At 61.6% G+C, this 17,572-nt stretch carries 18 protein-coding genes; 14 read left to right on the plus strand and 4 right to left on the minus strand.

Going from position 1 to position 17,572, the window contains the following annotated elements:
- A complete protein-coding gene (locus tag ACOOFN_RS12590; RefSeq protein ID WP_420432002.1) occupies positions 1-594 on the minus strand; it encodes a hypothetical protein in 594 nt (197 codons plus the stop codon).
- A gap of 151 nt (positions 595-745) precedes the next feature.
- Here ACOOFN_RS12590 and mgtE point away from each other — a divergent pair, with 151 nt between their 5' ends.
- The 8 genes from mgtE (at position 746) to ACOOFN_RS12630 (ending at position 7,821) form a co-directional block, all read left to right on the plus strand.
- Positions 746-2,134: a magnesium transporter gene (mgtE, locus tag ACOOFN_RS12595; RefSeq protein ID WP_420432004.1), complete on the plus strand. Its 1,389-nt coding sequence runs from the start codon at positions 746-748 to the stop codon at positions 2,132-2,134.
- A 45-nt stretch (positions 2,135-2,179) separates the two neighbouring features.
- Positions 2,180-3,181 (plus strand): Kelch repeat-containing protein, encoded by a 1,002-nt coding sequence (locus ACOOFN_RS12600; RefSeq protein WP_420432006.1) that lies wholly within the window; start codon positions 2,180-2,182, stop codon positions 3,179-3,181.
- Positions 3,182-3,254: 73 nt separating this feature from the next.
- Positions 3,255-4,556, plus strand: coding sequence for a lysozyme (locus ACOOFN_RS12605; RefSeq protein ID WP_420432008.1), 1,302 nt, complete (start codon positions 3,255-3,257; stop codon positions 4,554-4,556).
- 50 nt (positions 4,557-4,606) lie between these two features.
- Positions 4,607-5,779 carry an isovaleryl-CoA dehydrogenase gene (locus ACOOFN_RS12610; protein WP_420432010.1) on the plus strand — a complete coding sequence of 391 codons (1,173 nt, stop codon included), beginning with the start codon at positions 4,607-4,609 and terminating at the stop codon, positions 5,777-5,779.
- Positions 5,780-5,836: 57 nt separating this feature from the next.
- A complete protein-coding gene (locus ACOOFN_RS12615) occupies positions 5,837-6,223 on the plus strand; it encodes a VOC family protein (RefSeq protein WP_420432012.1) in 387 nt (128 codons plus the stop codon).
- Positions 6,224-6,232: 9 nt separating this feature from the next.
- Positions 6,233-6,712 (plus strand): hypothetical protein, encoded by a 480-nt coding sequence (locus tag ACOOFN_RS12620; RefSeq protein WP_420432014.1) that lies wholly within the window; start codon positions 6,233-6,235, stop codon positions 6,710-6,712.
- A 74-nt stretch (positions 6,713-6,786) separates the two neighbouring features.
- Complete coding sequence (locus tag ACOOFN_RS12625; protein ID WP_420432016.1) at positions 6,787-7,089, plus strand: DUF1622 domain-containing protein; 303 nt, start codon at positions 6,787-6,789, stop codon at positions 7,087-7,089.
- A gap of 27 nt (positions 7,090-7,116) precedes the next feature.
- Entirely contained in the window at positions 7,117-7,821 is a 705-nt protein-coding gene (locus ACOOFN_RS12630) for a flavodoxin family protein (protein WP_420432018.1), read from the plus strand.
- Between the two features lie 3 nt (positions 7,822-7,824).
- On the opposite strand, the gene ACOOFN_RS12635 is transcribed toward ACOOFN_RS12630, so the two are convergent.
- Genes ACOOFN_RS12635 through ACOOFN_RS12645 form a run of 3 tightly spaced genes read right to left on the minus strand, consistent with a single transcriptional unit; the run spans position 7,825 to position 10,760 of the window.
- Positions 7,825-9,558 (minus strand): patatin-like phospholipase family protein, encoded by a 1,734-nt coding sequence (locus ACOOFN_RS12635; protein WP_420432020.1) that lies wholly within the window; start codon positions 9,556-9,558, stop codon positions 7,825-7,827.
- Between the two features lie 9 nt (positions 9,559-9,567).
- A complete protein-coding gene (locus ACOOFN_RS12640; RefSeq protein WP_420432022.1) occupies positions 9,568-9,924 on the minus strand; it encodes a GFA family protein in 357 nt (118 codons plus the stop codon).
- Positions 9,921-10,760, minus strand: coding sequence for an enoyl-CoA hydratase-related protein (locus ACOOFN_RS12645; RefSeq protein WP_420432024.1), 840 nt, complete (start codon positions 10,758-10,760; stop codon positions 9,921-9,923). The genes ACOOFN_RS12640 and ACOOFN_RS12645 overlap by 4 nt, the downstream gene beginning before the upstream one ends.
- Positions 10,761-10,889: 129 nt before the next feature.
- Here ACOOFN_RS12645 and ACOOFN_RS12650 point away from each other — a divergent pair, with 129 nt between their 5' ends.
- From ACOOFN_RS12650 to ACOOFN_RS12675, 6 genes are all read left to right on the plus strand, one after another.
- Entirely contained in the window at positions 10,890-12,497 is a 1,608-nt protein-coding gene (locus ACOOFN_RS12650; RefSeq protein ID WP_420432026.1) for a carboxyl transferase domain-containing protein, read from the plus strand.
- 58 nt (positions 12,498-12,555) lie between these two features.
- Positions 12,556-12,840 (plus strand): hypothetical protein, encoded by a 285-nt coding sequence (locus tag ACOOFN_RS12655; protein ID WP_420432028.1) that lies wholly within the window; start codon positions 12,556-12,558, stop codon positions 12,838-12,840.
- A gap of 307 nt (positions 12,841-13,147) precedes the next feature.
- On the plus strand, positions 13,148-13,540 hold the full coding sequence (locus ACOOFN_RS12660) for a hypothetical protein (protein ID WP_420432030.1): 393 nt from the start codon (positions 13,148-13,150) through the stop codon (positions 13,538-13,540).
- Positions 13,541-13,717: 177 nt separating this feature from the next.
- Positions 13,718-14,515: an enoyl-CoA hydratase-related protein gene (locus ACOOFN_RS12665; RefSeq protein ID WP_420432032.1), complete on the plus strand. Its 798-nt coding sequence runs from the start codon at positions 13,718-13,720 to the stop codon at positions 14,513-14,515.
- A gap of 12 nt (positions 14,516-14,527) precedes the next feature.
- Positions 14,528-15,397, plus strand: a complete 870-nt coding sequence (locus ACOOFN_RS12670; RefSeq protein ID WP_420432034.1) for a DUF817 domain-containing protein — start codon at positions 14,528-14,530, stop codon at positions 15,395-15,397.
- Between the two features lie 133 nt (positions 15,398-15,530).
- Positions 15,531-17,486 carry an acetyl/propionyl/methylcrotonyl-CoA carboxylase subunit alpha gene (locus ACOOFN_RS12675; protein WP_420432036.1) on the plus strand — a complete coding sequence of 652 codons (1,956 nt, stop codon included), beginning with the start codon at positions 15,531-15,533 and terminating at the stop codon, positions 17,484-17,486.
- Positions 17,487-17,572 lie beyond the last annotated feature (86 nt).

The raw sequence follows: 17,572 nt of genomic DNA on the forward strand, positions 1-17,572 counted from the left end.
CTATTCGCATTCGAAGCGGCAGGCCGTGCGGCTTTCGGTGCATCTCAGCGCGCCGCCTTCGACCGAGCTCCAGACATTATTTGCGTCAGGTAGACAATTGGAGCCATGCGAAACGAGATTGAAGCGAAGATCGGTGTCTTCGATTGAATAGTAACAAAGCGCGCTTCCGGCACCAGCCTGGATCTGGGCGTATACGAATGACTGATTATTGCTGGGTTGGTTCACCGAGCCCAATTCAAAGTCCGACAGGTTGGAGACCATCATCTGCTGGGCCTCGCGCTGGGTTATTTCGAACACGCCGATCCGTACACCAAACAGCGTGGGATCCGGGCATACGCCGTGAGATGTCTGCATCTGTCCGTTGAGGCCTGGCTCGCGTTGCGGCAGGCCATTCCGGGGTGGCCGCGTCGGTGATTGCCGAGGCGGCGTCTGACCGCGCGCCCGTGGCCGGTTTTCCGCTGGCCCGTCGGGCAGGGTGGTTGCGCAGCATTCGTCTCGCGCGGGGCGGGTCTGTGGTGACTGGGCATGGGCGTCCGCGAAGCTGAAGAGGCACCATGCGGCCGCGACACCCGTCCAAAGAAGTTGGGTTTTCATTCTGATCTCTCCCCGGTTCCGCTTCCGCAGGGAGAGGGGTCCGGCCTGGCGGCAAGCGGAACCTGTGCGGAATTTTAGCCGATTTCGCGAAACAGCGATAGCCAAGCGCCATGGCATTTGAGATGAGTCTGGAAAACCAAAGAGAACCGCCATGACCGACGCTGCTCCCGAACTCGAACACGATGACATCCACGGCGCGGCGGAGACCGACGTCACGGTCGTGGCGCGATTGTCCGATGCGATCGACGATCGCGACGGGGCCGCCATTGCTGCCCTGCTGGCTGACCTGCACCCGGCCGATGCCGCCGATATTCTCGAACAGCTGACCACCGAACAGGTGCGTCACGCGGCCCGGCTGGCGCCGGAAGCCTTTTCCGGGGAGCTGTTGTCCGAGCTGCAATGGGATTTGCGCGACGACATCACCGAGATCCTCGAACCGCAACAATTGGCGGAGGCGATCAAGGATCTCGACTCCGACGATGCTGCGCTGGTGCTCGAAGAGCTCGACGACGAGGACCGCGAGGCCGTGCTGTCGGAAGTCCCGGCGGAAGATCGCACACTGCTGGAATCCCAGTTCCTGCATGAGGAAGACACGGCCGGCCGGCTGATGCAGCGCGATTTCGTCGCGGCCCCGGAGCACTGGACGGTCGGCGATGCCATTGATCATATGCGGGCTGCGGGTGAGGAATTGCCGGACGTGTTCTTCGACATTTATGTCGTGGATGCGGCCTTCGCGCCGAAAGGCGCCGTGCCGGTGAGCCAGCTGATGCGCTCGAAGCGGGAGACCCGGCTGGCGGATCTTATGGGCGAGCTGCGGGTGACCATCGCGCCCGATGTCGACCAGGAAGAAGCCGCCTATCTGTTCGAGAAATACCACCTTTTCTCGGCACCAGTGGTCGATGAGGGCGGCCGGCTGACCGGTATGCTGACCATCGACGACATGGTCGACGTCATCCAGGAAGAGAACAAGGAAGACCTTCTGGCGCTGGCCGGCGTCAACGATGCCGGCCTGTCCGACGGGGTCGTCGACTCGGTGCGCTCGCGCGCGCCTTGGCTCCTGGTGAACCTGGCAACAGCCATCCTTGCATCCGGCGTAATCGCACTGTTCGAGGATGTGCTCGCCGCCGTGGTCGCGCTCGCCGTGTTGATGCCGATTGTGGCGTCGATGGGCGGCAATGCCGGCACCCAGTCGCTGGCCGTGGCAGTGCGCGCCATCGCCTCGCGCGACCTGACATCGGCAAATGCGCGGCGGGTCATCATCCGTGAAGTCGTTACCGGTCTGGTCAACGGGCTGATTTTCGCCGTCGTGATGGGACTGGTCGCCGCGGTCTGGTTCCAGAACTGGTTACTGGCCGGCGTGATCGCACTGGCGATGGTGATCAATCTCGCCTTCGCCGGGCTGGCCGGCATTGCGGTGCCGCTGGCATTGCGCCGGTTTGGCGCCGACCCGGCCGTGTCGTCGTCGGTGTTCGTGACAACTGTTACCGATGTGATCGGCTTCTTTGCGTTTCTCGGATTGGCTGCCATCATCCTGCTATAAATCCGGTCCAAGAGTGTGTGGCGGGGCGATAGCAGGAGTTTTTTGATGATCAGGTGTGCCATCAGTGTTCTGGTCCTCAGCGCAGTGACCGCAGCTTCCGCCTATGCCGACGGATTCTGGCGGCCTTCAGCCGAACTACCGGAGCCGCGCGCCGGGCTGGCGGCCGTCGAACTGAACGGCCGCGTTTATGCCGCAGGCGGGTCCGGGCTGACCGAACCCAACAGCAATGTCGACGTTTTTGACCCCTCGACGATGCGTTGGCGGGAAATTCGTTCCCTGCCGCGCGGGCTGGAACGGTTCGGCTTTGCCGCATTGAATGGCCGCCTCTATGCCGCCGGCGGCTACGCGGCGGGCAATGGGAATGAAAGTCGCACCAACGAGTTTCAACAGTCATCCGACTTCGTGCGGCTCGATCTTGATCCGCTCGGGCCCAGCAATGAAATGTGGTCGATGAACCCGGCAGACGGGGAATGGCTGCGCGAAACCGCGATGCCGGGACCGAAAGCCTCATTCCAGCTGCTCGCCCTGAATGGCCGCTTGTACGCGGTTGGCGGCGAGGACGGGCTGGGTGGCGTTTTCGTCTTCGATCCCGGGAGCCGGCTTTGGGATATGCTCCCAGCCCCGGACGAGGTGGCCCGGCGCGGCGCTGCGGCCGTCGTCCATGACGGGCGGATATACATGATTGGCGGCGTCGATGACGGCACCACGACGGGACGCGTCGACATTTTCGACCCGGCAACCGGCAACTGGACGATCGGTCCTGCCTTGCCCGAGCCCAGGGCGGGCCACGCCGCGGCGGTTCTGGACGGGCAGATCCACGTGCTGGGCGGCCGGAGCGAGGGGCTGACCTCGACGCTCGACAGCCATCTGCGGCTGGATGCGGACCGAGGCGTGTGGGTCGAGGAAACGGCCCTGCGTACGCCCCGCACCGACGCTGCCGCTGTCAGCCTGAACAGCGAGCTGATGATCATCGGTGGCGGCGCCGGTGGCGGATTTTTCGCACCGTTCACGGCGATTGGCGCAACGGAAATCTTTACGCCGGACTAGGTCGAACGTTTCGGCGTCACATTTGCAGAGGGTCTGTCAGCTAGTCTGTGGACCGTCTTGAAATGGAACAGTGATGAAGCCGCGTTTGAAGTCCACGCCCGCCGCCCGCGAGCTGATAAAATGCCATGAGCCCTTTCTTGCGCATGCGCGCCAGGAAAGCGATGGCAACTGGATTGTCGGCCACGGTCACCGTGCTGCTGCCAAGGCCGGGGTCAGCGTGTCGCAGGAAGAAGCCGAGCTCCTGCTGGTCTACGACGTGTTGCGGGCCGAACAGGCCATTGATGAATCGATTGGCGGGGAAATCGGCGCGCCACAGCGCGATGCGCTTGTCTCGTTCGCGCTGGGTATCGGGCTGACTGCTTTCCGGAGCAGTGCGGTGGTCCGGCTCATCCGAAAGAAGCGCTGGCTGGATGCCGCAGATGCCATTGCTGCATGGGATGGCGGCGAGTCCGCGCGCCACAAGGCCGAACGCGACCTGTTCCTGAAAGACCTGCCGGAAGAGGCGAGCCGCGCCCCCGTCGAACTGGTCATCGAATTCGATCATCCGAATGACGACGTGGCTGTCGCCGCCAACGCGCCAAGCCAGTCAGCCGATACCGAAGCTGAACCAGAACAGGAATCCGAGGTCGCGGAAGCCGCCGATGTTCCGGAAGAAGAGCCGGTCGCGCCGGATGCGGCATCGGACGACGACGCAAAAGCCGAACCGGCGACCACCGCGCTTCCCCGCGATGTCACGCCATCGCGATCTGCACTCGCCGAGCGGGTGATCATGCGCATGCGGGCCCAGCTCTCGCGGCCGGCCGACAATGTGGCTGACGCCGAAGCGGCGCCTGACGCCGCCACCGTTGGTGACGCGGAAGCGGACGCCGAGTTCAGCGGGCCGCTGGGCTTTGCCTACACGCAATCGCGCGATTTCGACAGTCACGCCAATACGGCCACAGAAGACAAACAAGCCTCGGAATTGCCGCCGATTGTCGGCTTTGCCGCGGTCAATGCTGGCGGCGAAGCCGGCGAGGTTGCCGGTACGCGCGATGCTTCCGAGCCGCGCGATGAAAGTGCCGAAGAAAGCGAAGATCTTCCGGATCCGTCGGAGATTGATCCGGAGTTCTCCGAGTCCGACGAGGCCTCGACCGGTAATGGCTGGTCGAATGGGGATTCCCGCCCGGCCCCGGGTCGGAATGGCGGCCATCTCGGCGAGATCATACTGCTGGTTCTGGGCCTTGTCCTGCTCGCCGGCGGAATTTGGGATCTGTCGATGCGCGCCGGCTCTGGCGGGGAACAACCCAGCCTGTTCTATGGCGTCGCGGCGCTTGTTGTCGGGTTCATCTTTGCAGCCGGGGCTGCGATCTGGTTGTTCGGCGGAAGACGGAAATAGCACCTGCCGTCTGCTTGACCTGACCCGGGGTTTGCGCCAAATCCCGGCTCATGATCCCGAACCAATATCCTTCCATGAATTTTGACCTTGGCGACACGGCCGAAATGATTCGCGATTCCGTCCGCAGCTTTGCGTCCGACGAACTGGCACCGCGCGCGGCCGAAATAGATGCCACCGACACATTTCCCGCCGACCTCTGGGAGAAAATGGGTGCGCTGGGCCTGCTCGGAATCACGGTTGAGGAAGAGTGGGGCGGTACGGGCCTGGGTTATGTCGAGCATTGTATTGCAATGGAAGAGATCTCCCGCGCCTCCGGCTCGGTCGGTCTGTCCTACGGCGCGCACTCCAATCTCTGCGTGAACCAGGTACGGCGCTGGGCGAATGACGAGCAGAAGGCGCGCTACCTGCCAAAGCTGATTTCCGGCGAGCATGTCGGCGCGCTGGCGATGTCGGAGCCCGGTGCAGGTTCGGACGTTGTCTCGATGCGCCTCAAAGCCGAGAAAAAGGGCGATCACTACGTTCTCAACGGATCCAAGATGTGGATCACCAATGCCCCGTCTGCGGACGTGCTCGTGGTCTACGCCAAGACAGAGCCAGAAGCGGGATCGCGTGGGATCACGGCTTTCCTTATCGAAAAGGACATGAAGGGTTTCTCGGTTGCGCAGAAACTCGACAAGCTGGGAATGCGGGGCTCGGAAACCGGTGAGCTCGTGTTCGAGGATTGCGAAGTTCCCGAAGAAAACATCATGGGACCGCTTAATGGCGGGGTGACGGTTCTGATGAGCGGGCTGGACTACGAACGCGCGGTTCTGGCAGCGGGCCCGCTGGGCATCATGCAGGCCTGCATGGACACGGTTCTGCCCTATGTGCACGAGCGCAAGCAATTCGATCGCGAGATCGGCTCCTTCCAGCTGGTACAGGGCAAGCTCGCGGACATGTATGTCCGGATGAATGCGGCCCGCGCCTATACCTATGAAGTCGCCAAGATCTGCGATCGCGGGGAGAAAGCGCGCAAGGACGCCGCCGGCGCAATCCTGTTCTCGGCAGAAGCCGCGACACAGACGGCGCTCGATGCGATCCAGCTGCTCGGCGGCAATGGCTATATCAACGAATATCCCACGGGACGCTTGCTCCGCGATGCGAAACTCTACGAGATCGGCGCGGGTACAAGCGAAATCCGCCGCTGGCTGATCGGTCGCGAGCTGTTCGAGGAAAGCGCCTAGTTTTTCCTTTTTCTCTGATCTCCACCTGCTAACTTGAATGTGTCAGGAGAGGTCTGAATGGCAAAGATCACCGGTCTCGGCGGAATCTTCCACGTGGTGAAGGACCCGGCAGCGACCCGCGCTTGGTACCAGGAATATCTCGGAATTGGCGGGGAATACGGTCCGATCCTGAAATGGTCGGAAGAAGCCGGCGAGGATCCCTACAGCCTGGTCGGCCCGTTCACGTCGAACGAGTATTTCCAGCCCAGCTCCAAGGAATTCATGATCAATCTGCGCGTCGATGATATCGACGGCATGGTCGCTCAGCTGCGCGACAAAGGGATCGAAATCCTCGGCGAAGTCGATGAGGGTTATGGCAAATTTGCCTGGTTCCTCGATTGCGACGGCGTGAAAATAGAACTCTGGCAGCAGATTGAAGGTCCGGACGCCGCCAATAGCGATTAGGGGAACAGCATGAAACGGATTTACTTGATGGGCGCAGCCTTGCTGGTCGCGGCTTGCGCGCAGGAAACGGAACAGGACAGTGTCGACGATGTCGAAGCCGTCAATGGTGAGTACGAGACCGGCTATATCGACGATTCCGAAGGCGGCCCAGAGGATGAAGAGGCGTTTGACGAACTCGTGGAGGCGAGGTCGATCGACGGCCGCTGGGGCGTCCAGTACGAAACCTGCAGCGAAGACAATGAGAGCGGCGACGGGGTGATCCTGATCTCGCGCTATGATGTCATCATGGGCATGGATGCGTGCTCAATCGCTGGCGTGACCGAGGTCGACGGGATCTATGAGATCGACGGAATGTGCGACGGTACGGAAGGCGCCTACGAATACACCTTTTATTTTTCGTCGCCGCAGGAAGGCGTGTTGCGCTGGGACAATCGCGAGCTCGATCGCGTCGAGGACTATGTCAGCTGTGATGGCGGCGCGATGCACTAGACCGGCGCGAGGGCAGGGCAGGATGACCAATGCCTGAGGGAAGCCTCATCTTCCAGCTGCTCGAATGAGCGGCGATGGGCGTCGACCTGATCGGTGTGATCATCGCGCTGATCGGCGCCGTGAAATTCTGCGGGCACATCCTGATCATAGAGATCCGGCGGCTGCGCGGGCTCGATTGCGCTCACCAGATGCGGCCCAAACGGATCGAGCTGGGTGGTTACATCCTGGCGGCCATCGAGTTCATGGTCGTCTCCGATATCTTTCATTCGGTGGCGACCCGCGAGCTCGAGGATCTCTATATCCTCGGCGGTCTCGTCGTTGTGTGGACCGCCATCAGTTATTTCCTCGGCATGGAGATCAAGGATCTTGAAGCCTAGGACCGCAAGCCGGAAGGATAGGAACACATGGCCGATTTCTCGGATCTCAAGGCGTTGTTCGTGAATTGCACGCTGAAGCGATCGCCCGATCAGTCACATACGGACGGGCTGATGAAAGTCTCCCGCCAGATCATGGAGAAACAGGGGGTGAACGTCGAGCAGACCCGCCTTGTCGACCATGATGTGGCCATCGGCATCTATCCGGACATGACCGAACATGGCTGGGAAAAGGATGTTTGGCCCGATCTCTGGAAACAAGTCGAGGCCGCCGACATCCTTGTCGTCGGCACGCCGATCTGGCTCGGTGAGGAAAGCTCGGTCTGTCGGATACTGATCGAGCGTCTCTATGCCATGTCCGGCGAAATGAATGACAAGGGCCAGTATGTTTTCTACGGGAAAACGGGCGGGTGCGTGGTGACCGGCAATGAGGACGGTATCAAGCACGTCTCGATGAGTGTGCTCTATGCGCTGCAGCATATCGGGTACACGATTCCGCCGCAGGCCGATTGCGGATGGATCGGCGAAGCCGGGCCGGGCCCCTCCTATCTGGATGACGGGTCGGGCGGGCCGGACAACAGTTTCACCCAGCGCAACACGACCTTCATGACCTGGAATCTGTTGCACATGGCGCGGATGCTGAAATCGTCCGGTGGATTGCCAGCGCACGGCAATTCACGGCGCGATTGGGACAATGGCGAACGGTTCGACCATCCCAACCCGGAGTATCGCTAGCCGTTATCGCAGCCCAAACAAACTGGCCTCGTCGCGACTGAGCTCCGAGATCGCAAACTCGGCCGCGCGGCGGCCGGAATCGATGGTTTCCTCGAACCGTTTCCACTGCCGCAGGTCGGTATCGGTATCGGGCAGGACGAGGAGATCGACTGCTTCCCGGTAGGCTTGGTGCTTGCCGACCATGACGCCGGCGGTCGCCGACCGCATCAACAGCGAAGCGATGGGCGGCAACTCGTTGAACCCGTTGCGTCTTACCCAACCGAAAAAGTTGGGCGCATTGGTAAAATCCTCCGGATTGACGCCCTGTGCACGGGTCACGTCGACCCCCGCGCTGACGCCACGGTGGAATGCCCTCATCTGTTCCGACGGGAAATTGGTGAAAACTGCCCCGTCGACCAGAACACGGTCGCCATTGACGACCGGCGGCAGGATGCCGGGGATGGCGATGGAGGCGCGGAGCGCGTCGCGAAGCTTTCCGCTTCGGTGAATGAAGGGACGGCCATTTGAAAGGTTGGACGACACGCAGAAAAACGGGCGGGCGAGATCGGCAATATCGACATCGCCAAAATGCTTTTCCAGGCGTTCATCGACGCGGTGGCCGCGCGCCAGGGACACGACCGGCAACCGCCAATCGCCGAGCGGGTTGGATTCCACAAAGGCTTCGCGGACCCGCTCGATCAGCTCTTCCTGGGTCCATTCCAGCGCGATTCCGGCGGCGATGATGGCGCCCATTGAAGCGCCGCCGATGAAATCGAATTCCATGCCCGCCTGGCGAAAGGCGTCGATGGCACCGATGTGAGCATAGGCACGAGCGCCGCCCCCTGAGAGGACGAGGCCTACGGAGCGCCCCGCCAGCGTCCGGGCCAGTCGCGACAGATCGTCCGGCCGTTCCTGGCGCCAGTGAAAGACCCGCGCGGCTTCGGCGGCCTGCGCCCATTCGCGTGGCCGCGAAGCGCGACGGTCGCCGCCATCGTGCACCAGGACGACATCAAGGAGTTTGAGGCGCGTTGCCGGTGTCGGATCCGCCGGCAAGAGGGGCGTCGAGGGCCGCGCGTCGCCGCGTGCCAACAGCCAGACCCGGTCGGCGCGGCCCATGGCGCGCCGCGCCCAGTTGTGATCTCCCAACCGCGCAATCAGCAAAACGACCTGGTGATCTTTCTCGTATTCGTCGAGTCGCGGTCCAGGCCAGTTTGCACCTTCCTCGCCGACCACCGCCGCGGAGACGCCGATGCGCGCCAGTGCGCGCTGCAATTCATGGCCCCGAAAATCGATGTCGATAGTTGGCGAACAGGAGACCAGCGCGAACACTTTTGGTTCCGAGCCCTGACGCTGGGGTCCTGAACGCAACCTCTGCAGCATCATCTTGGACAGTTCGCGCATCAGCGAGGGGTGTTTTTCCGCCAGCCGCTCAAAGGAAGCGGTGGGCAGGCGCACGACCTCGCTGTCGCGCATGGCATAGACGCTGGCAGAGTGCGGACGCTCCTCGAGCATCGACATTTCACCGACGGGCTCGCCGGCGCGGATGTATCCCAGCAGGTTGGGACGTCCCATGGCGCCGTCGCGGAAAGCGGCGAGGGCACCGGATCGCAACAGGTAGAGCGCGTCGCTCGGTTCGCCTTCTGCATAGAGCAGATTGCCGGCCGGGAGGCAGAACCACTCGACCTCGTGTTCGACCGCCTTCAGGGCGACCTTGCCGATATCACTGAAGAAGCCGGGAAGAGAGAAGGACAGCGGCATGCAGTTGTCTTAATCCAGATATTCCCAGCTGTCTGCACCGTCGAAATGGCGCACGCGGACGTTGTCGGGAACGGCGTCGCGGGCAGTGGTGAAGTTGATCTTCATGCGTTTCGGGTTTGCCGGCTCACGACTGGTCCAATGGGTTGTGATGCCGCAAATGGCGCAGCGATGAATGGTCAGTGTCTTGTCGCCAAAGACATAGTCGTATTGCGGCGTTCGTGCGGCAAGCTGGGTGGTTGCGGGATCAACCTCGCCCCATCTCGCGCCCGCCTTGCGGCAATAGGTGCAATTGCAGACGGTCAGCCAGTCAGGCCAGGTCTCGGCCTTCCAGCGCACATCGCCGCAATGACAGGATCCGGTAATCACGATTTGCGTCCCATCCGGCGCACCGGCGCCAGTGGCTGGAAATTTCCCTCGCGCTTCTCGCCGCGTGCAGTGATGGCCTCCATGATATCGTCGGTCGACCACAACGCCGCCTGCAACGTCATGGCGTGCGCCAGGCTGTCATCGACGGCGTGGTCGCGGGCATAGAGGAAAGAGCGCTTGGTCCCGGATATGGCGAGCGGCGCCTTGGCAGCAATTTTCCTGGCAATTGCGTCGACATGGTCCTTCAGGGCGTCTGCATCTTCCAGAACGGCATTGTAGAGGCCGATCGCGGCGGCACGGTCGGCGCCCAATGCCTCGCCGGTATAGGCGAGTTCACGTGCGATACCTTCGGGGATCAGCTTCGGTAGACGCTGCAGCGTGCCCACATCGGCAAACATGCCGATATTGGTTTCCTCGATTCGGAGCCAGGCCTCTGCCGTACCGAAGCGCATGTCGCAGGCACAGATCATGTCGACACCGCCGCCGATGCAGGGCCCCTGGATCGCGGCGATGACCGGGAAGCGCGCGCGTTCGAATGCGGTGAAACTGTCCTGCAACGCCGTAGCGGCGCTCAGGAAGGCTTCACGCATTGCCGCATCGCCAGTTCCGAGCGCGTTCGGATCGGTGAACACTGAAATATCCATCCCGGCAGTGAAGACCGGGCCCTCCGCGTCGAGGATCAGCACCCGTGTTTCCCCGGCGTCGGAAAGCTCGCCGACTGCATCCGGCAGTTCCGCCCAGATGGCCGGGGTCATGGTGTTGCGCTTGCCGGGACGGTTCAGCGTGATGCGCGCTACTGGTCCGTCGGTCGTCAGATTGAAGCTGGTGTAAGCCATGTGTTCGATCCCGTTTGCACTGATTGTGGCTGTCGTCCCGCACCGCGTAAAGCCAACCGCATGCGCGACATTGCGAAACACTGCCGCAACGGCTTAATTGGCGGCCAAGTTTGCTGGGATACGCTGGAAATGAGCCGACTGACATCAGCCGCCGATACCGGTTCGGACGCTTTCAAGGCCAATCGCAAAGCCATGCTCGACCTGATTGGCGAGTTGCGCGACAGGACCGCCGAGGCAGCACAGGGCGGCTCCGAACGGGCGCGGGAGCGGCATCTGTCGCGAGGCAAGCTGCTGCCGCGCGATCGCGTTGAACGCCTGCTCGATCCCGGTTCTGCCTTCCTCGAGATCGGCGCGCTGGCCGCGAACGGCATGTATGAAGGCAATGTGCACGGAGCCGGCATGATCGCTGGGATCGGACGCGTCTCCGGGTGCGAGGTGATGGTCGTCTGCAATGATCCCACCATCAAGGGCGGTGCCTATTACCCGATGACGGTGAAGAAACATTTGCGGGCGCAGGAAATCGCGATGCAGAACCGGCTGCCTTGCGTCTATCTCGTCGATTCCGGCGGGGCAAACCTGCCGCACCAGGCCGAGGTCTTTCCCGACCGCGAGCATTTCGGCCGGATCTTCTACAACCAGGCCCAGATGTCCTCGATGGGCATTCCGCAGATTGCGTCCGTCATGGGCTCGTGCACGGCGGGCGGCGCCTATGTGCCGGCGATGTCGGACGAGACCATCATTGTGCGCAAGCAGGGCACGATCTTTCTTGGCGGGCCGCCACTCGTAAAGGCTGCGACGGGCGAGGTGATATCGGCGGAGGACCTTGGCGGTGCAGATGTTCATGCGCGACAGTCCGGTGTGGCGGATCACTATGCAACAGACGACGAACACGCCCTGTTCCTGGCGCGGCGCATTGTCGGTACGCTGAACACGACCAAATCGAATTCCGCCGATCTCGCCGAACCGATCGATCCGGCCTACGATTCGGCCGAGCTGGACGGTGTCGTACCCACGGATCTGCGTACCCCCTATGACGTTCGCGAAGTCATCGCCCGAATTGTCGATGGCTCGGAATTCGACGAGTTCAAGAAACTGTACGGCGAAACGCTGGTCTGCGGGTTTGCGCGCCTGCACGGCATGCCGGTCGGTATCATCGCCAATAATGGCATCCTGTTCTCGGAAAGCGCCCAGAAAGGCGCGCATTTCATCGAGTTGTGCGCGCAGCGCAAGATCCCGCTCGTTTTCCTGCAGAATATTACCGGCTTCATGGTCGGGTCGAAATACGAGGCCGGCGGCATCGCCAAGGATGGTGCCAAGTTGGTGACAGCCGTGTCCTGCTTTGCCGGACCGAAGATCACGGTGATCATCGGTGGCTCCTATGGTGCCGGCAATTACGGCATGTGCGGCCGGGCTTACGGCCCGCGCTTCCTGTTCATGTGGCCGAATTCACGGATATCCGTCATGGGCGGCGAGCAGGCGGCGAGCGTGCTTGCCACCGTGAAACGCGACGGAATGGACTCGCGCGGCGAGGACTGGTCTGCGGACGAGGAAGAGGCCTTCAAGCAACCGATCCGGGATCTCTACGAGAAAGAGGGCTCGCCCTATTATTCGACGGCGCGGCTTTGGGATGACGGCATTATTGCGCCTTCCGATACGCGCAGGGTGCTGGCGCTGTCCCTGTCAGCCGCGATGAACGCGCCGTTCGAGGACACGAAATTCGGCGTGTTCCGGATGTAGGCAATCCGTTTCGGGGCCAGGTGCGTAAACAAGCGCATGAACACCCGGAGATTGCCCCATGCGCCTGCTTGCCCTTTTCCTGACGTTTTCAGTATCGACCGCCGCCACCATGGCGACTGAAGAACCCGCCTATGAGAGCGTACGCCGCGATGGCGCCATCGAGTTTCGCGGCGGCCGTTCGGCCGAGAACTTGTCCGGATATCCCGGCGAGCTTGAAGCCTGGCTCGCCGCGCAGGGCTATGAGGCTGTCGGCGACCCGGAATATGCTTTCTTCAGTCCGCCCTGGGTGCCGACTCCCTTGCGCCGGAACGAGATCATGATCGAAGTCGCTGCGGCGCACTGACGTGTGCGTCAACGTTAATCGCGCTGGATTCGTGCAATTTTCGCCGTTCACTGGGCGAAACAGCGGGAAGCCGTACGCCTTAGGCGTGCATTTTAATCATTGTGCTTATAGCGTATAGTCAACCCTGCAAGGCGATTTTGCCTGTCTGCAGGGCGTATCGGTGGCAAATTCTAACGTGGGTCAAATATTAAATCGCCTGTCACGCGAGAAAACTTGCGCGCCGCTCCATTTGCTAGGAGAGTTTTAACAATTCGCGCGTTCTGGGGTAATGTGTTCGCGCGTGGGCGTAGTTGAGGGGAAAATCGCCATGGAATTTCTGGATACAGCGCGGGGCTGGCTCGACCAAGCCTATGCGTTCTTTGAGCCGGGTCTGATTATGTATGCCGGCAATGGAGAAAGCGTGAACTGGATGCCATTGGCGATTCAGTTTGGTGTCATTGCTCTGGTGCTGGCCTTATTGCTGCGCTCCGCGGGCGCGATCCTTATTTTTGCCATCGTCGGCGTTGTCATTCACATCATCGTCGATGTGGTCATGCCAATGATCCGGGGAGGTGGCATGGATGGTTTCGATTTCGGAGCCTTCGCAGGTCAATTCACCGACATGACCTATCTCAAATATATTGGCGCTCTGGCGATTGCATATTTCATTGGCATCATGATCTTGGGCATGATCAAGGGAATCTTGTTCCGCGGCGACTAAATATTGCGGACCGAATTGTTTTGAAGACCGCCGGCCTTTCAGGCCGGCGGTTTTTTATGCCGCAATGCCTCTGGCGGCTCGGCGCATCTGCGTTCAATTCCGACCATCGCGTGCTGACCCTTTGTTTCCTGTGCCGAGATTGGCTAGAGGTGAAGCAACACAGGAGTTCACGCAACCATGTCCGAATCCCCACCCGTCCTTCTCGACGTCACCCCCGGCAAGATGGCTGTTGTCACCATCAACAGACCCGAAAAGAAGAACGCGTTCGACCGCGAGACGATCAACCGGCTAAGCGAAATCTTCGAACTCCTGTCAAAGAACACTGACGAGGTTCGCATTGTCATGTTGCGCGGCGCCGGCGACACATTCTGTGCGGGCGGCGATCTCAACTGGATGAAGGATGCCGCCGGTTATACGCGCGATCAGAACATTGAAGATGCCGAAGCGCTGGCCGGCATGCTCTACCGGTTGTTCCACCTGCCGCAATTGACGATCGCCCTGGTCCAGGGGGCCGCGATGGGAGGCGGGTCTGGTCTTGTGGCAGCCTGCGATGTCGCGATCGCCGAAAAGAGCACCAAATTCCGTTTCTCGGAAGTCCGGCTTGGTTTGACCCCGGCGACGATCTCTCCCTTTGTGATCCGCGCCATTGGTCCGAAATGGGCGCGGGCACTGTTTGCAACTGCGGAAGGGTTCGATGCCCAGTTCGCCCACATGATCGGCCTCGTTCAATACGTGGTCGGCGACGAGAACGAGCTTGATGACATGGCGGAACATGTCGCCCGCCTCGGCTTCGGGGCCGCACCGGGGGCCATTGCCGATGCCAAGGAGCTGGTTGACGACGTGGCCGCGCACAAGATCAATCACGGGCTGATGGACGATCTCGCCAAGCGCATTGCGCACCGCCGCGCGAGTGACGAGGGCCAGGAAGGCCTGTCTGCCTTCCTCGAGAAGCGCAAGCCCAGCTGGGCGGAGTAACCAGCACTGGAAATGTTCCGCGATCCGCGCGCCTGGCTGCATGCAAGACGCGAGGCGTGGCGGGCGGCCTTCGTGCGCGGCCCGTTCACACGTTTCCTTTTCGAGTTCGTGTCCTTCGGCATCAAGCAGGCCTGGGCGTGCCTGTTCGGCGGGGCAATGGTGGCGCTGCTGCTGGGCACCTATCTGTTCTATCCTGATGACGCGGTGCTGCCTCGTTATGACTTCCTGACGCTTTCGGCGCTGGCGATCCAGTTTGCTTTACTGGCGACCCGGCTGGAGACATGGGAGGAAGCACGGGTCATCCTCGTCTTCCATATTGTCGGCACGGCGATGGAAATCTTCAAGACCTATGCAGGGTCGTGGATTTATCCCGAAGAGGCATATCTAAGGATTGCCGGCGTGCCGCTGTTCTCCGGCTTCATGTATGCCAGCGTCGGCAGCTATCTGGCGCGCGTCTGGAGAATTTTCGAATTCCGGTTCGACCGCTTTCCGCCGCTTTGGCTGCAGGGTCTGCTGGCGCTGGCGATCTATATCAATTTCTTCACGCACCACTACACAATCGATATCCGTCTGGGGCTGTATGCCGCGACGCTGCTGATCTACGGGCCTTGCGCGATCTGGTTTCGACCGGATGAAAAGCACCGCTTCATGCCGCTTGTGATCGGGCTGCTGCTGGTGGCGCTGTTCATTTGGTTTGCCGAGAATATCGGAACCTTTGCCCGTGCCTGGGCCTATCCCGGACAGGAGAATGGCTGGCAGATCGTGTCCATCCAGAAGCTCGGGTCGTGGTACCTCCTGATGATCATCAGTTTCGTCCTGGTTGCCGCCGTGCATAGGGCGGGACCGCGGAAGAGCCGCGACGCGCATCATCCCTCTGCTTGACGGGGAGGAGTGACGGCGCTGCCCGTCACGTTCCTGGACGTTCCATGTCAGTCCGGAGGATGGGTGCGAGCGGGCTTTCATTCGGGAAGGCATGTCGGTAATACCAACGACGAAAAGAGTGCAGGATCAATCAATGTTCAAAACACTCCTGGTCGCCAATCGCGGCGAGATCGCCCGGCGCGTCATGCGCACCGCCAAGCGGATGGGGATTCGCACCGTCGCCGTCTATTCCGAAGCCGATGCCGAAGCTCCGCATGTGAAAGAGGCGGATGAAGCTGTGCTGCTCGGCCCGGCGCCGAGTGCCGAGAGCTATCTGCGGGCCGACAAGATCCTCGAGGCCGCGAAGGCTACCGGCGCCGAGGCCATTCACCCGGGATATGGATTCCTCTCGGAGAATGCGGGGTTTGCGCGCGATTGCGCTGCAGCCGGCATCAAATTCGTCGGTCCGTCGGCGGAATCGATCGAAGCGATGGGGCTCAAGGACCGCGCCAAGAAGCTGATGGAAGACGCGGGCGTGCCCGTCACGCCCGGTTATCACGGCGACAACCAGGATCCGGACCACCTCAAGAACGCCGCCGATGCGATCGGCTATCCGGTGTTGATCAAGGCGGTCGCCGGTGGCGGCGGCAAGGGCATGCGTAAGGTCGATGCCGAGGGTGATTTCCTCGACGCGCTGGACAGCTGCAAGCGCGAAGCGAAATCCTCGTTCGGCAATGACGAGGTGCTGATCGAGAAATTCACCGAGAATCCGCGCCATATCGAGGTCCAGGTGTTCGGTGACAGCCGCGGACGGGTGATCCATCTGTTCGAACGCGACTGCTCGCTTCAGCGCCGGCACCAAAAAGTCATCGAGGAAGCGCCGGCACCGGGGATGACGCCGAATGTGCGCGCAGCGATGTGCTCGGCGGCGGTGCAGGCCGCGAAAGCGGTGAATTACGAGGGCGCGGGAACGGTCGAATTCATCGTCGACGGATCCGGCGCACTGCGCGAGGACGGCTTTTATTTCATGGAGATGAATACCCGCCTGCAGGTCGAGCACCCGGTGACCGAGCTGGTGACAGGGCTCGACCTTGTCGAGCTGCAGCTGAAGGTCGCGGCGGGCGGCTCGGTTCCCGAGCAGGACAGTATTTCACTGAGCGGTCATGCGATCGAAGCGCGGCTTTACGCCGAGGACCCGGCGAACGGTTTCCTTCCAAGTATCGGGCCGCTTGACATCCTCGATCTGCCGTATGGCATCGACGGGGTTCGTGTCGACAGCGGCGTCGAGCAGGGCGGTGAAGTGTCGCTGCACTATGATCCGATGATCGCGAAAATCATCACCAGCGGCACCGGTCGCGACGAAGCGATCGCTCGCGGCTTGCGGGCGCTTGCCGCAACGCGGGTCTACCCGGTCAAGACCAATGGCGGTTTTCTCGGACAATGTCTGCGTGATGCGGACTTCGCGTCAGGAAATGTCTCCACGGGGCTGATTGCCGAAAAATCCGACAGCCTGCTGCCCGCGGGCCCCGCGAAGGCGGACATTGCGATTGCCGGGCGCTCGCTGCTTGAAAGATATCAGCGCGCAGAAAGCCGCGACCCGTGGTCGCTTGCGGACGGTTTCCGGTCCAATACCGACCGGCGGATCGTCGTTCGACTCGAGCATGATGGCGAGCCCGTCATTGTCAGTTTTGATCAACCGCCGGCCAAGGGCCGTCGCATCATGGCCATGATCGGTGATGAGACGCTGGCGCTGGACGGCGATGCAGCCTCCGGTCGCGTGGTGGAGGACGCAAATGGCGTCATCGTGTTTTCCGAAGGCCGCGCCAGTCGGTTCAATCTTCCGCGACCCGATGCGGCGGCCGATGCGGCAGAAGCCGGCGGGCTGGTAAAGGCGCCGATGCCGGGCAAGGTATTGTCACTGAACATTGCCGAAGGTGATGCTGTGACCAAGGGACAGAAGCTGCTGGTGCTGGAGGCCATGAAGATGGAGCATGCGCTGGCGGCGCCGCGCGACGGGGTGATTGCCAGCGTTTCGATCTCGGCCGGCGACCAGGTCGGTGAGGGTGATCCACTGGTCACGCTCGCCGACGAGGACGAGGCGGCAGCCTAGAGAACCGTCATTCCGGGCGCCTCTGGCGGGACCCGCGCGCCTGTCATGCCATGGTTGTCAGATTCCCGGATCACGTCCGCGGAGGT

Source organism: Hyphobacterium sp., assembly GCF_965217055.1.
Classification (GTDB): Bacteria; Pseudomonadota; Alphaproteobacteria; order Caulobacterales; family Maricaulaceae; genus Hyphobacterium.

What these genes read in the sequence shown, in the direction of transcription:
- ACOOFN_RS12590 (WP_420432002.1), bottom strand. Translation starts at nt 594, where the DNA reads ATGAAAACCCAACTTCTTTGGACGGGTGTCGCGGCCGCATGGTGCCTC.
- mgtE (WP_420432004.1), top strand. Translation starts at nt 746, where the DNA reads ATGACCGACGCTGCTCCCGAACTCGAACACGATGACATCCACGGCGCG.
- ACOOFN_RS12600 (WP_420432006.1), top strand. Translation starts at nt 2,180, where the DNA reads ATGATCAGGTGTGCCATCAGTGTTCTGGTCCTCAGCGCAGTGACCGCA.
- ACOOFN_RS12605 (WP_420432008.1), top strand. Translation starts at nt 3,255, where the DNA reads ATGAAGCCGCGTTTGAAGTCCACGCCCGCCGCCCGCGAGCTGATAAAA.
- ACOOFN_RS12610 (WP_420432010.1), top strand. Translation starts at nt 4,607, where the DNA reads ATGATCCCGAACCAATATCCTTCCATGAATTTTGACCTTGGCGACACG.
- ACOOFN_RS12615 (WP_420432012.1), top strand. Translation starts at nt 5,837, where the DNA reads ATGGCAAAGATCACCGGTCTCGGCGGAATCTTCCACGTGGTGAAGGAC.
- ACOOFN_RS12620 (WP_420432014.1), top strand. Translation starts at nt 6,233, where the DNA reads ATGAAACGGATTTACTTGATGGGCGCAGCCTTGCTGGTCGCGGCTTGC.
- ACOOFN_RS12625 (WP_420432016.1), top strand. Translation starts at nt 6,787, where the DNA reads ATGGGCGTCGACCTGATCGGTGTGATCATCGCGCTGATCGGCGCCGTG.
- ACOOFN_RS12630 (WP_420432018.1), top strand. Translation starts at nt 7,117, where the DNA reads ATGGCCGATTTCTCGGATCTCAAGGCGTTGTTCGTGAATTGCACGCTG.
- ACOOFN_RS12635 (WP_420432020.1), bottom strand. Translation starts at nt 9,558, where the DNA reads ATGCCGCTGTCCTTCTCTCTTCCCGGCTTCTTCAGTGATATCGGCAAG.
- ACOOFN_RS12645 (WP_420432024.1), bottom strand. Translation starts at nt 10,760, where the DNA reads ATGGCTTACACCAGCTTCAATCTGACGACCGACGGACCAGTAGCGCGC.
- ACOOFN_RS12650 (WP_420432026.1), top strand. Translation starts at nt 10,890, where the DNA reads ATGAGCCGACTGACATCAGCCGCCGATACCGGTTCGGACGCTTTCAAG.
- ACOOFN_RS12655 (WP_420432028.1), top strand. Translation starts at nt 12,556, where the DNA reads ATGCGCCTGCTTGCCCTTTTCCTGACGTTTTCAGTATCGACCGCCGCC.
- ACOOFN_RS12660 (WP_420432030.1), top strand. Translation starts at nt 13,148, where the DNA reads ATGGAATTTCTGGATACAGCGCGGGGCTGGCTCGACCAAGCCTATGCG.
- ACOOFN_RS12665 (WP_420432032.1), top strand. Translation starts at nt 13,718, where the DNA reads ATGTCCGAATCCCCACCCGTCCTTCTCGACGTCACCCCCGGCAAGATG.
- ACOOFN_RS12670 (WP_420432034.1), top strand. Translation starts at nt 14,528, where the DNA reads ATGTTCCGCGATCCGCGCGCCTGGCTGCATGCAAGACGCGAGGCGTGG.
- ACOOFN_RS12675 (WP_420432036.1), top strand. Translation starts at nt 15,531, where the DNA reads ATGTTCAAAACACTCCTGGTCGCCAATCGCGGCGAGATCGCCCGGCGC.